The organism is Frankia sp. AiPa1, from assembly GCF_023243075.1.
Classification (GTDB): domain Bacteria; phylum Actinomycetota; class Actinomycetes; order Frankiales; family Frankiaceae; genus Frankia.
In genome coordinates this window covers 1-12,528 of sequence record NZ_JALKFZ020000159.1, presented here as the reverse complement: position 1 = coordinate 12,528, position 12,528 = coordinate 1, and the positions used below count along the sequence as shown (strand labels likewise).

Below are 12,528 nucleotides of genomic sequence, written 5' to 3'. Positions count from 1 at the left end.
AGGCCAGAGGTACCACGAGTCGCCCGGCCCGGGCCATCGGCCCGCCCGGACCAGCGGCCGCATCGGTGCCGTGCCCGCCCGTGAACGAGCGGCCAGCGGCCCGACACCCGCCTGCTACCGTGACAAATCTGGTCGGCCGGTAAGCTGTGGACATGTCACCAGAAGTCACGGGTGGCACACCGAACGGGCGATTGCGCAAACCCGGGACAACGGGCCCTGACAACACGCCCTACCATTGCCCGCCGTGGGGTGGACGAAGACGGATAACGAGGCGTAGGTGGGGCCACGCACGCTGCTCGATGCACTGACGGACCTAGCCGTGGTCGTCGGTGCGGACGGCCGCGTCATCGACATGGGGGCGGCAACCGAGGTTTTCCTGGCCGAACGCGTGCCTCGTGATCCCCAGGCGCGTGACCTGGTCGAGGTGGTGGACCCGGCGTTTCGGGTCGCGCTGATCGAGGCGGTCACCGCCGGACTCGCGCACAGCGGCCAATGGCGCGGCTCGGTCGGTCTGATCACCAGCGCCGGAGTGACGGTGCCGCATCACGTGACCGTCCGTCGGGATCCGGACGGCGGCCTGGTCATCGTCGCCCGGGACACCAGCGACCAGCGGGCTCGCGAGGTCGCCGAGAACGAGTCGCGGGCCAAGGATGAGCTGATCGCCAGACTCGGCCACGAACTACGCACCCCGCTCAACGCGATGCTCGGCTTCGCCCAGCTCCTCGAGCTCGAGCCGCTCACCCCGGACCTGCACGACGACGTCGAGCGCATCATCACCGGCGGCCGACACATGCAGGCCCTCATCGACGACGTGCTCGACCTCGCCCGGCTGCGCGCCGGCCGCGGCGACATCACCAACGGCCCGGTGAACGTCCTTGACATCGTCAAGGGCGTGGTGGAACTCGTCGAGCCGCTGGCCGCGCAGCGCAGTATTCGCCGGGCGATCCATCCGGCGGAGCCGCTCGTCGCCGACGCGGACCGGCGCCGGCTGTGGCAGGTACTGCTGAACCTGGTCGGCAACGCGCTGAAATACGGCCGGGAGGGTGGCTGCGTCCGGGTCGGGATCGTGCCGATCACCGGCTCTCGGATTCGCATCGAGGTCGAGGACGATGGGGTGGGTCTTTCGCCCCGCGCGATCGACCGTCTGTTCCGGCCGTTCGAGCGCCTCGGAGCCGAACGCAGCGGCATCGAGGGAAGCGGGCTGGGGCTCGCTCTCTCGCACGCCCTGGTGACCGCGATGGGCGGCGTACTGACCGTCGCCAGCCGGCATGGCGTCGGCAGCGTGTTCGCCGTCGTCCTGGATGCCGTCGACATGCGGTTCGAGGATCCCGACGCCGACGACGACGGCTTCGGCGACGCCTATCGCGGGTCGGGATCCGGCGGCTACGCCACGTACGGCGGGGCGGGCCACGGCGGGTCAGTCGGTCACGGCGCGTCGGCGCATGGCAGATCGGGCTATGGCGGGTCGGGCTATGGCGGGTCGCCGTACGGCGGGGCGGGCTACGAGGACTCGGGCAGCGCGGGCGGGTCCGGCGGCGCGTGGAACGGCCGCCCGGCCACCGGTACCGTCTCTTCGGCCCAGGGCCCGCCGGGCAACGGCACGGCCCGCACGGGCTCGGCAGGCATGGGCCCAGTGGGCAGGGCCACACCCGGATACGGCACGCCGGCCCATGGAAGCGCACCGGCGGCGCTGGCGCCCGGATCGGCGGGGTGGCGTGCCGCGCCGGACGGCCTGCGGGTGGTGCACGTCAGCGGCGATCCCGCCGTACGTTCCGCGGTCGCGCAGGCTCTCGCCGAGACGCTCGGCGCCGATACCGTGACGGTCCCCCGCGCCGGGCTCGCGCTCGACGCGGTGCGCCGCGCCCGCCCGGCGTTCGTGCTGATGGACCAGAATCTGCCCGACGCGTCCACCGCGGAGCTGCTTGCGCAGCTCGCCTCCGACCCGATTGTCGGGGCGGTCCCCGCCTTCGTCCTCGCCGAGGACGTCGACTCCCAGGAGCGCGCCCAGTTACGCCGCGACGGCGCCGTCGACGTGCTCGACCTCCCCCTGACTCCCGCCAGCCTGACCTCCGCCGCCTCGGCCCTGACCGCCACCGTCCCCGCCCACCGCTGAACCCGCCCCACCGCGAGCCCGCCCACCGACGAGCCCGGCCACCCCGCTGGATTGCCGCGACGCTCTGTATAGCCCGCGGTGCAAGATCCGGCTACACAGGTCGCCATGGGGGGCAAATCGGACACGAACACCCCCTCAACGACCTACTTGGATCTTAGGGCCGCGCAGGCTCGGGATTATCGTCACAGAGCGTGATCTAGGCTGGTTCGGTGGCGCTGTGCCACGCCACCATCGATCGACAGGGGCATCGGGCAGTCAGCGCCGGAGTGCGGCCCACGACCAGCGGCGGTGTGGGCTGAAAGGCGGAGGGCGGAGGCTGGGGGTAGTAGGGGGTGGAGGTCTCTAGGCCAGGGCTGCGAGCAGGCGATGGGCGGCCGAGACGGGGTCGGCCGTGCCTGCGGCGACGGCGTTCGCGAGCTCCCGCAGGCAGGCTTCGGATTGCGCGGTCTCGAGTCGCGTCCGGAGGATGGCCAGGGCGAGGGTGCGAACCTCGGCCGCCGCTCGGGTGACCCGCCGGCGGTCGAGCTCACCGGTCACGGCCAGATCGCGGTAGTGGGCAGTGATCCGCTCGACCAGCGAGTCGATCCCCTCGCCGCGCGCGGCAGCCAGCCGGACCACGCCCGAACCGGCCTCGGTGAAACCAGCCCCGGTGGAACGAGCCCCGGCCGAACCGGCTCCGGACGGGCCAGCCCCGGACGAGCCAGCCCGGGGCGAGCCAGTCGTCGAAGAAGTCGAAGAACCGGCCAGGCCCGGAGCAGCCCGCAGCCGAAGCATGGCGGTCAGGTCGGCGACGGTGCGCGCGGCTCCCGGCTGGTCGGTCTTGTTGACGACGAGGATGTCGGCGACCTCGAGCAGCCCGGCCTTGACGGCCTGCACGCCGTCGCCGGCGCCGGGCGCGAGCAGCAGGCAGGTGGTGTCGGCGATGGAGGCGATGTCGACCTCGGCCTGGCCGACTCCGACTGTCTCGACGAGCAGCAGGTCGTAGCCGGCGGCGTCCAGGATCCGCAGCGCCTGCGCCGTGACGGTGGCGAGGCCACCGAGATGGCCCCGGCTGGCGAGCGAACGCACGAAGATCGACTGATCGCCGGCAAGCTCTGACATCCGGATCCGGTCACCGAGCAGCGCGCCACCGGTGACGGGGGACGAGGGGTCGACGGCGAGCACTCCCACCCGGCGTCCGGCGTCGCGGAAGGCCCGGGCGAGGGCGGCGGTGGTCGTCGACTTGCCGACGCCGGGTGGCCCGGTGAGACCGACGATCTGGGCGCCGCCGGTGTGCGGGGCGAGGGCGACCCCGAGAGCCGGCCAGCTGGACGGGTCGTTCTCCGCCAGCGAGAGCAGCCGCGCCACCGATCGCCGGTCACCTCCGAGCGCGGCGGTCACCAGCCGCGCCACCTCGGCATCCGCTGTCACGGGCTCACGTCTCGGGGCTCACGTCTCGGCGTTCATGTCCAGGGTGCCCAGGCCTGGCCTCGTGCCGCTCAGGCCGCCGGGACGCGCAGGACAAGGGCATCGCCCTGGCCACCGCCGCCACACAGCCCAGCCGCGCCGATGCCGCCGCCGCGGCGAGCGAGCTCCTTGACCAGGGTGAGCGCGATGCGGGTGCCGGAGGCGCCGAGCGGATGGCCGATCGCGATCGCGCCGCCGTTGACGTTGACGATGTCCGGGCTCAGGCCGAGTTCACGCATCGACTGGATGGAGACGGCGGCGAACGCCTCGTTGATCTCGACGAGGTCGAGGTCGGCCGGGGTGAGGCCCTCCTTGGCGAGCGCGACGGAGATCGCGTTCGACGGCTGGGAGTGCAGCGTCGCGTCGGGGCCGGCGACGAAGCCGTGGTGGCCGACCTCGGCGAGGATCGGCAGGCCGAGCTCCTCCGCCTTGGCCCGGCTGGCGACGATGACGGCCGCGGCGCCGTCGGAGAGCTGCGAGGCGGAGCCGGCGGTCACCGTGCCCTCAGTGCCGGGCGCGCTGAACGCCGGGCGCAGCCGGGCGAGCGACTCGGGCGTCGTGTCGGCACGGATCCCCTCGTCGGCGCTGATCACGATCGGCTCTCCGCGCCGCTGCGGCACGGTCACCGGGACGATCTCGTCGTCGAACAGTCCGTTCTTGGCCGCCGCGGCGGCGCGCTGGTGCGACCGGGCGGCGATCTCGTCCTGCTCGGCGCGGCCGATGGAGAGCCGGCCGTTGTCCCGGTCGGTGCTCGCGCCCATGGAGATCTGGTCGAACGCGCAGATCAGCGCGTCGGCGTCGATGGCGTCGACCAGGCCCGCGTCGCCGTACTTCACGCCGGCGCGCAGCGAGCGGACCAGATGCGGCGCGGCGGTCATCGACTCCATCCCGCCGGCGACGACCAGGTCGAACTCGCCGGCGGCGATGTAGGTGTCGGCCAGGGCGATCGCGTCGAGGCCGGACAGGCAGAGCTTGTTGATCGTGAGCGCGGGGACCTTCATCGGGATCCCCGCCTCGGCGGCGGCCTTGCGGGAGGCCATCGGGCCGGCACCGGCCTGGATGGCATGCCCCAGGATCACGTAGTCGATCTGGTCACCGGTGAGCCCGGCGCGCTCCAGTGCCCCGCGGATCGCGATGCTGCCGAGCTGTGCAGCGGTGAAGCTTTTGAGCGCTCCGGACAGCTTCCCGATCGGTGTCCGCGCACCGGCCACGATCACGGAACCCGGCATGCCCGCCTCCTCGTCGTCCCACTCGACCCGTCGCCCGCACCGGGACATCGCCCCGACGCGTCCGCGGCCACGCCAGAACCGCCGTCCCACCGGGACATCGCCCGGATGGGTCCGTGGTCCTGCCGAACACCGCGGCCATCCCCGTGACCACCACAATAACGTGATCTTGCTCCGGGCGCCCGCGTCTCGCGATCGCGCTCACGTCCCCAGCGCGGTCAGGACAGGGTGCCGCAGGAGGCGGCGAACGGCGACGAGTCCGACGGCAGGCGCACCGTGCTCGTGGCCGGGGCGCCGGAGGCGGCGGTCAGGCCGTCCCGGCTCAGGGTCAGCACCGTGGTGGTGACGGCGAACTGGGTGCCATCGGTGGACGTTCCGGAGCTGATCTCCAGGTGCTGGTCGACGCACCGGAGCCCGGAGGCGGAGTTGCCGTGCACGCCCGCGGTGAGGGTGAGCCCGGTCGGCGGTGCGACGACAACAACATCATCGAGGCCGATGTAGTGCACCAGCGCGTAGGACTTCGTGCCGTTGCTGTCATCGGTCTGCACCAGCAGTTCACCGAAACCGTCGCCGTCGATGTCGACGACGGCGCTGTTGAACGGCAGGGAGATCCCCTGCAGGCTGACCCGCCTGACCACGGAATCCCGGGTGAACTGGACCTTGAGGGTGTTCCCGTCGGTGGAGACGTCGTCCGGACGGCCATCGCCGTCGATGTCGTTCGCCGCCGCGGGCTTCGCCACCGGCGTGGGCAACGGCGGGCTGTTCACGCTGGATCCGGGGGGCGACGAGGAGGACGGGCTGGCGGTCACCGCCGGCGAGGCGATCGCCGAGGACGTCGGGCGGGTCGACGAGGTGCCGGACGAGGTGGCGGTACCGGAGCTGGCTCCCGTGCCGGGGCCCGACGCATGGCCACCGGTGCTCGTGCGCCCCGAGCCGCCGGAGCCGGGGCCCGTACTGGCCCGGGTCGGATCGGTGAAGGTGGTGGGCATCACCGGCGGCGCCGCGGGCTCGACGAGCTGGTTGGGCGGGCTCGGCCGGATCGCGACCACGGCGAGCGCGATCAGCGCGGCCATGACCATCCCGCCGGCTGTGAGCAGCGGTAGGCGCCAGCGGCGCCGACGGTCGATACCGGCCCGGATCTGCCGGTAGGCATCCGGAGTCGACCGGATCGGCTCGACCGCCTCGGTCAGCAGGCGGGTGAGCTCGTCCGGTTCCAGCGCGCTCACCGCAGACCCTCCAGCTTGCCGCTCAGCGCGGACAGTCCCCGGGAGGTGTACGCCTTCACCGAGCCGACGCTGCAGCCCATCACCGCCGCCGCGTCCGCCTCGGACATGTCGGCGTAGTAGCGCAGGACGACCGCCTCTCGCTGGCGCCGAGGCAGCTCGCGCAGTGCCTGGATGACGGCGGCCCGCTCGACCAGAGAGTAGGCCCCCTCCTCCGCGCTCGCGGCATCGGGCATCGGCTTCGGCGCGTGCTTGAGGGCGACAAGTCGACGACGCAGCGTGGAACGTGCGAGATTGACGACCGTCTGCCGCAGGTAGGCCAGGGCCTTGTCCCGGTCCTGCAGCCGGCCCCAGGCCCCATGCACCCGGATGTAGGCGTCCTGGACGACCTCCTCGCAGAGGCCGATGTCATCCAGCAGCAGCGCGGCGAGACGCACCAGTGACCTGTAGTGCTCCTGGTACAGGGCGGTCAGGGCGGCGTCCGCGTCCCGCGCGACATCGCTACGGGCGGCGTCGCTCCGCGCAGGCACGGGCCGCCACCCTTCCACCACAGTCATGGGCGCGGTCACGCCACGTTGGACGCCGACCTGGCCCTCGAAGTTGCCCCGAGGTCTTCACGGGTTGTCCGGAAAGTTCTATCGCGTCGCGCCGCAAACAGACAGCCCCCACCTCCCGCCACCGCTCCCCGCTCCGCCCGGCCCGCCGCACGCGTCGCCCGCCCGTCATCCGTTCCCCACCCGCCAGCTCCCGGGCCCCGCCGCCGGGTGCCCGGGACCGCAGAGCCATCGTCGGAGGCCAAACGTGAAGGACATCGTCGAAGCGATCATCACCGCACTCCCACCGTCCGACGCCCGTCGGGCCGAGTTTGCCCAGTTCGAGATCCCGGAGTCGTACCGCGGCACGGTCGTGCGCCGCGACGAGACGGCGATGTTCGAGGGTTTGCCCTCCCGGGAGAAGGACCCCCGCCGCTCGCTGCACCTCGACGAGGTGCCCACCCCCGCGCTCGGCCCCGGGGAGGCACTGGTGGCGGTCATGGCCTCCTCCGTGAACTACAACACGGTCTGGACATCGATCTTCGAACCCGTGCCGACCTTCGATTTTCTCTCCCGCTACGGACGTACGTCCCCGCTCGCCGCCCGCCATGACCAGCCTTACCACGTCGTGGGTTCCGATCTGGCCGGAGTTGTGCTGCGGACAGGGCCCGGAGTGCACGTCTGGTCCCCGGGGGACGAGGTGGTGGCGCACTGCCTGTCGGTCGAGCTCGAAAGCGCGGATGGTCACAACGACACGATGCTGGATCCGGAGCAGCGGATCTGGGGTTTCGAGACGAACTTCGGTGGCCTGGCCGAGCTTGCCCTCGTGAAGGCCAACCAGCTCATGCCCAAACCCGCCCATCTCGCCTGGGAGGAGGCGGCCGCGCCCGGCCTGGTGAACTCGACGGCCTATCGGCAGCTGGTCTCCGCCAACGGGGCCGCGATGAAGCAGGGCGATGTCGTACTGATCTGGGGCGCCTCGGGCGGCCTGGGCTCCTTCGCCACCCAGCTCGCGCTGCGTGGCGGCGCAATTCCGGTGTGTGTGGTCTCCTCGCCGGACAGGGCACGGTTGTGTCGCGCGCTCGGCGCGGAGCTGGTCATCGACCGGGCCGCCGAGGGATACCGGTTCTGGCGGGACGAGCACACCCAGGACCCGAAGGAATGGCAGCGGTTTGGCCGCCGCATCCGCGAACTCACCGGAGGAGACGACCCGGACATCGTGTTCGAGCATCCCGGCCGAGAAACGTTCGGGGCCTCCGTCTACGTGGCGCGCCGCGGCGGGACGATCGTCACGTGCGCGTCCACGACCGGCTTTCAGCACGAGTTCGACAACCGCTACCTCTGGATGAATCTTAAGCGGATCATCGGCACACACTTTGCGAACTACCGCGAGGCCTGGCAGGCCAACCGGCTCCTCGAGCGGGCAATGATCCATCCCACGCTGTCCCGGGTGTACCCGCTCGCCGAAACCGGCCAGGCCGCCTGGGACGTGCATCGCAACGTCCATCAGGGCAAGGTGGGCGTGCTGTGCCTCGCGCCGTCGGAAGGGCTTGGCGTTCGGGATCAACAGCTGCGGGCCCGCCACCTGACCGCAATCAACCGGTTCCGCGGCGTGTAGCCGAGGAATTCGCGACGAGCCCAAACGAGAGCTGGCCTCACGCTCGCCTCGACGGTCTGAGATGCTGGGGCCCTATGACCGAGCACACCGATCTCATCCCGATGGCCGGCGAGTCCGGCGGGACCCCCGCGTTCGACCTGGTGCGTCGTGGCTACGACCCCAACCAGGTCACCCACCACGTGAACTGGCTCACCGAGCAGCTCCACGAGGCCGAGGCGCACCGGGCGGCAGCCGAGGCCGCGGCGTCGGAGGCGGCGAGTGAGGCAGCCCGGGTGCGAGACGACCTGGCCGCCAACCGTCCCGCCTGGGAGGAGTTCGGCGGCCGAGTCACCCAGATCCTCCAGCTTGCCGAGGAGGAGGCCGCCACCGTCCGCGCCGAGCGGACCCGGGAGGCCGAGGACCGGCTCGAGGAGGCCCGGCGCATCGTCACCGAGGCCGAGGCCGCGCGGGAGAAGACCCTGCGCGACGCCGACGAGCAGGCCGCCTCGATCGTCTCCACGGCCCGCGGCGAGGCCGAGCGGATCGTGGAGATCGCCCGCTCGACCGCGCAGGCGGCCGAGGACGAGTCCAGGCGCCGCCTGGGCGAGCTCGAGCGCCAGCGCGAGCAGGTCACCACCCAGCTCGCCGCCCTGCGCGACCAGGTGACGACCCAGCTCGGCGCGCTGCGCGACAAGCTGACCGCCGCCAGCGCCTCGATCGCCTCGATCGAGGCCGCCCCGATGGATGACCGCAAGGCGATCGGCGCCGAGACGCCGGCCCTCCCGGCTCCGGCCGGTGCCGCCGGCCGCGGCGTCTGAGCCACCCCGCCACGAGCCGGCCCCAGGTCACGGCGTCAGCCGGCCCTGTCCGGCTTTGGGCGGGATGCGCGGCAGCGCCGTTCCCAACAGCCCTTGTGCCAGTGCCGACGGTCCTCGACCCGCTCCGCCTGCCACACCACCAGATGGGGTGTGCCTGGCCGGATCTCGTGGTCACAGCCCGGGCATCGGTAGACCTTCACCGACGCCGCGCCGCTGAGCGGGCGAACGGTCCATTCGCCGTCCCGCAGCCGCACCACCGGGTCGGGGAACCACCACGGGCGCCCCTGCTGCCCGTCTGACCGGGACGTGGCCGCACGCCGGCCCGCGCCGTCCGCGCCGCGCCCGCCGTCCGCGCCGCGTCCGCCGTCCAGGTCGCGATCCGGTTCCCGCCTGCGCCCGCGCGCCCCGCCCCGAGCGGAGCCCCGCCGCTGCGCGCCCCCGCCGCGCCGGGCCCCGCGCGTCACCCGCGAGTGGTTCCATCCGACGGACCGGACTGGTTCCGCCGTGCCCGGCGGCCGCCGTCCCGCCCGCCGTCCAAGCGCCTGGACGGCTCAGGCCCGTCCACCCACTCGGCCCGCCCCACGACCTCGCCGTCGACGATGCGCTGCGGATCCCCCGCCGCGTCATGCCCGCCGCCGGAACCCGAGCCCGAGCCGCCCCGACCCGTGCTGCCCGGACGCACCCGCTCGATGCCGGCGGTCACGAGCGAGCGGGCCACCTTAGCCTTGCGCAACGCGCCCGCGGGGCTCGCCAGCGCCGCGGAGGCGCCGATGAGCACCTGGAAACCGCGGTCGCCGCCACGCCAGTGCTCCCGCAGGATCGGCTCGCCCGCGCCCACGACCAGCCGGCGGAACGCAAACGCCACGATCGCGACATCGTCGAGCTGGCCGACCACGGGGATCATGTTCGTCAGCCGGTTCTTGGGCGACGCGAGATACGCCAGCGCCGCCGCGGCCTCCACCTTCGCCGACTGGGGCACCCTCGGATCGGCTACCACCCGACGCAACATGACGATGAGGTCGGGCAGGAACGTCACGACCTCCCGGCCGAACGCCCGCAGGGCATCCTTGTCGAGCGTGACCATCCCCGCCGTGCCACCTCCTGGATCAGCCCGTCCGCGCTGGTCCGGCGGCACAGGGCCGGGCACGTCGGTTCGTCTGCGTCGGATCCCGCGGGCACAGGTCCGTGCGGACAGGCCCGTGTCCACACGTTCGTGTGCCTCGGACCGGCCTGCCCTCGAACCGGGATTTCCCGCCGACCGGCGACATTCTAATGCGCCGCGGCTGACCTCCCCGACGCACCGGGCTACTCAATGACGGGGATGCGCCCGAAAGCCACGGCCGGTCTTGCGGCCGAGGAAGCCCGCCCGGACCAGCTGCTCGAGCAGGCCCGCCGGCGCGAGGCCCGGCTCGTGGAACTGCTCGTACAACGACCTGGTGATGGCGAGGGTGACGTCCAGCCCGACCACGTCGGCGAGCGCGAACGGGCCCATCGGATGGCCGCAGCCGAGCGTCATCACCGTGTCGATGTCGTCGATCGTGGCGTGGTGCGCCGCGACCATCCGCACCGCGTCGTTGAGGTACGGGAACAGCAGCGCGTTGACGATGAACCCGGCCCGGTCGGCGCAGCGCACCGGATGCCGCCCGGCCGCGCGCGCCAGCGCCAGCACCGTCGCGGTCGCGGTCGCGCCGGTCAGCACGGTCGGCACCACCTCGACCAGGCGCATCGCCGGCGCCGGATTGAACCAGTGCATGCCGACGACGTCCTCGGGACGGCTGGTCGCCGTCGCGCACTCGATGACCGGCAGCGACGAGGTGGTCGTCGCCAGCACCGCGCCCGGCCGGGCCACCTTGTCCAGATCGGTGAACAGTGCGCGTTTGACCGCCAGATCCTCGACCACGGCCTCGAGCACGACGTCGCAGTCGCCGAGCTCGCCGAGGTCGGTGGTGGTCCGCAACCGGCCCAGCGCCTGCGCCCGCTGCGCCGGTGAGCACCGTCCCCGGGCGACGGCCGCGCTCAGCGCGGCATCCAGGCGTCCCCGCACCCCGTCCGCCGCATCGGGGTCGGCAGCATCCGGACGCCGGACCCGCACGACGACATCCAGCCCGCTGCGCACCAGGACCTGCGTGATCCCCAACGCCATCGTCCCGCCGCCGACCACCCCGCACACCCGCACCGCCGAAGGCTCCCCCGCCACACGCCCTCCCGCCGGACGATCGGTGCCGGTGGGCGGGCCGCCGAGCGCCGGCTGATCACCGGTCGGGAGGTAGCGGTGGAAGCCCCGACCGGACTTGCGTCCCAGCAGGCCGGCGGCCACGAGCTGGCCGAGTAGCGGCGCCGGGGCGTGCCGCCGGTCGCCGGTCCGCGCGTGCATCGAGGCCAGGATCTCCTGCGCGGCGTCCAGACCGATGAGGTCGAGCAGGGCGAGCGGTCCCATCGGATGCCCACAGCCCAGCCGCATCGCGGCGTCGATGTCCTGGGGGGTGGCGAACCGTGCCTCCGCCATCCGGACCGCGTCGTTGAGGTAGCCGAACAGCAGGGCGTTCGCGATGAACCCGGCCCGGTCGGCTGCCACCACCGTGGTCTTGCCGGCTGCCCGCGCCACCTCGACGACCATGGCCAGGGCATCAGGATCGGTCACGACCGTGCGCACCACCTCGACCAGGCGCATCGCCGGCGCCGGGTTGAACCAGTGCATGCCGAGGACCCGCTGCGGCCGTCCGGAGCCCGCGGCGAGCTCCAGGACCGACAGCGAGCTGGTGTTGGTCGCCAGCACCACGTCCGGCGGGCAGATCCCGTCGAGGCGGGCGAGCAGCGCCGCCTTGGCGTCCATCCGTTCCTCGACGGCCTCAATGACCAGCCCACACCCCGCCGCCACGACCGCCGCGGGATCAACGCCGAGACGCAGGCGCCGCGCCATGGTCTCCCGCCCGGGCCTGTCCCGCCCGGACCCATCGGGTGCGGCGACAGCCTGGCCGGCGGCATGGTGGCTGGCGGCATCGAGCGGCCCACGGTCCGCGGCGCGCTCCAGGGACCGTTCCAGTCGTTCTCGGGCGCGCACCAGGGCGTCGGCGTCCCGCTCAACGCCGATCACCGTGAAGCCGGCCCGAGCCAGCGTCACGGCGATGCCCGCCCCCATCGTGCCCAGCCCCACGACGCCGATCGGCCGTCTGGTCGCCACCGCGCCTGCCCGTGGCGAACCGGTCCCGGACGCGTCCGTCCCCAGCGCATCGGGTGCTGGTCTGCCGGGCGCCGGCGCGTGCGGCGCTGGCGTGCCTGCCCCTGCCACGCTCGCACCGCCGGCCTGCTCCGGGCGCCTGCCGCTGGTTGGCGACGTCGACGACATCTCGCCCATGCCACACTCCCCGCTACCGAGGGTGAACCGCGGACCCGCCGATCCTCCCAGCCCGGCCGCGGCCCGTCCCGACGATCAGCCGAGGTTGACATCCTCCCCGGCCTGAAGGCCGGGGATTCCCTTCCTCACGGTCGGGTTTCCCTGTTTCACTGACAGATGCCTCCCCGCTCTAGGAGCGGGGCGGTCTCACTCCGTCTCCGCAGGCGATCACGGCGAG

The 12,528-nt window shown here is 72.8% G+C and carries 10 protein-coding genes; 3 read left to right on the top strand and 7 right to left on the bottom strand.

The window, feature by feature from the left end:
* The first annotated feature begins 277 nt into the window (after window positions 1–277).
* Window positions 278–2,113, top strand: coding sequence for a hybrid sensor histidine kinase/response regulator (locus MXD95_RS17980; protein WP_250641814.1), 1,836 nt, complete (start codon window positions 278–280; stop codon window positions 2,111–2,113).
* A 342-nt stretch (window positions 2,114–2,455) separates the two neighbouring features.
* On the opposite strand, the gene meaB is transcribed toward MXD95_RS17980, so the two are convergent.
* The 4 genes from meaB to MXD95_RS17960 form a co-directional block, all read right to left on the bottom strand.
* Window positions 2,456–3,523 carry a methylmalonyl Co-A mutase-associated GTPase MeaB gene (gene meaB, locus MXD95_RS17975; RefSeq protein ID WP_250641813.1) on the bottom strand — a complete coding sequence of 356 codons (1,068 nt, stop codon included), beginning with the start codon at window positions 3,521–3,523 and terminating at the stop codon, window positions 2,456–2,458.
* Between the two features lie 68 nt (window positions 3,524–3,591).
* The gene (locus MXD95_RS17970; RefSeq protein WP_250641812.1) at window positions 3,592–4,788 is read right to left on the bottom strand and encodes an acetyl-CoA C-acetyltransferase; all 1,197 of its coding nucleotides are present in this window, start codon (window positions 4,786–4,788) and stop codon (window positions 3,592–3,594) included.
* A 215-nt stretch (window positions 4,789–5,003) separates the two neighbouring features.
* Complete coding sequence (locus MXD95_RS17965; protein WP_250641811.1) at window positions 5,004–6,011, bottom strand: FG-GAP repeat domain-containing protein; 1,008 nt, start codon at window positions 6,009–6,011, stop codon at window positions 5,004–5,006.
* The gene (locus MXD95_RS17960; RefSeq protein ID WP_251078570.1) at window positions 6,008–6,565 is read right to left on the bottom strand and encodes a SigE family RNA polymerase sigma factor; all 558 of its coding nucleotides are present in this window, start codon (window positions 6,563–6,565) and stop codon (window positions 6,008–6,010) included. Before MXD95_RS17960 ends, MXD95_RS17965 begins: the two co-directional genes overlap by 4 nt.
* 244 nt (window positions 6,566–6,809) lie before the next feature.
* Between MXD95_RS17960 and ccrA the strand changes: the two genes are divergently transcribed.
* On the top strand, window positions 6,810–8,159 hold the full coding sequence (gene ccrA, locus MXD95_RS17955) for a crotonyl-CoA carboxylase/reductase (protein ID WP_250641809.1): 1,350 nt from the start codon (window positions 6,810–6,812) through the stop codon (window positions 8,157–8,159).
* Between the two features lie 74 nt (window positions 8,160–8,233).
* A complete protein-coding gene (locus MXD95_RS17950; RefSeq protein ID WP_250641808.1) occupies window positions 8,234–8,956 on the top strand; it encodes a sugar-binding protein in 723 nt (240 codons plus the stop codon).
* 35 nt (window positions 8,957–8,991) lie between these two features.
* Here MXD95_RS17950 and MXD95_RS29350 read toward each other — a convergent pair whose 3' ends face one another.
* The 3 genes from MXD95_RS29350 to MXD95_RS17935 form a co-directional block, all read right to left on the bottom strand.
* Window positions 8,992–9,156, bottom strand: coding sequence for an Rv1322 family protein (locus MXD95_RS29350; RefSeq protein WP_518455867.1), 165 nt, complete (start codon window positions 9,154–9,156; stop codon window positions 8,992–8,994).
* A 260-nt stretch (window positions 9,157–9,416) separates the two neighbouring features.
* On the bottom strand, window positions 9,417–10,040 hold the full coding sequence (locus MXD95_RS17940; RefSeq protein WP_250641838.1) for a YkvA family protein: 624 nt from the start codon (window positions 10,038–10,040) through the stop codon (window positions 9,417–9,419).
* Between the two features lie 225 nt (window positions 10,041–10,265).
* On the bottom strand, window positions 10,266–12,095 hold the full coding sequence (locus MXD95_RS17935) for a 3-hydroxyacyl-CoA dehydrogenase NAD-binding domain-containing protein (protein WP_250641837.1): 1,830 nt from the start codon (window positions 12,093–12,095) through the stop codon (window positions 10,266–10,268).
* Window positions 12,096–12,528: the final 433 nt, after the last annotated feature.

Bases quoted from the DNA above. Each gene is read 5' to 3' on its own strand.
- MXD95_RS17970 (WP_250641812.1), bottom strand. From the start codon at position 4,788: ATGCCGGGTTCCGTGATCGTGGCCGGTGCGCGGACACCGATCGGGAAG.
- MXD95_RS17960 (WP_251078570.1), bottom strand. From the start codon at position 6,565: ATGACTGTGGTGGAAGGGTGGCGGCCCGTGCCTGCGCGGAGCGACGCC.
- MXD95_RS17950 (WP_250641808.1), top strand. From the start codon at position 8,234: ATGACCGAGCACACCGATCTCATCCCGATGGCCGGCGAGTCCGGCGGG.
- MXD95_RS17940 (WP_250641838.1), bottom strand. From the start codon at position 10,040: ATGGTCACGCTCGACAAGGATGCCCTGCGGGCGTTCGGCCGGGAGGTC.
- MXD95_RS17935 (WP_250641837.1), bottom strand. From the start codon at position 12,095: ATGGGGGCGGGCATCGCCGTGACGCTGGCTCGGGCCGGCTTCACGGTG.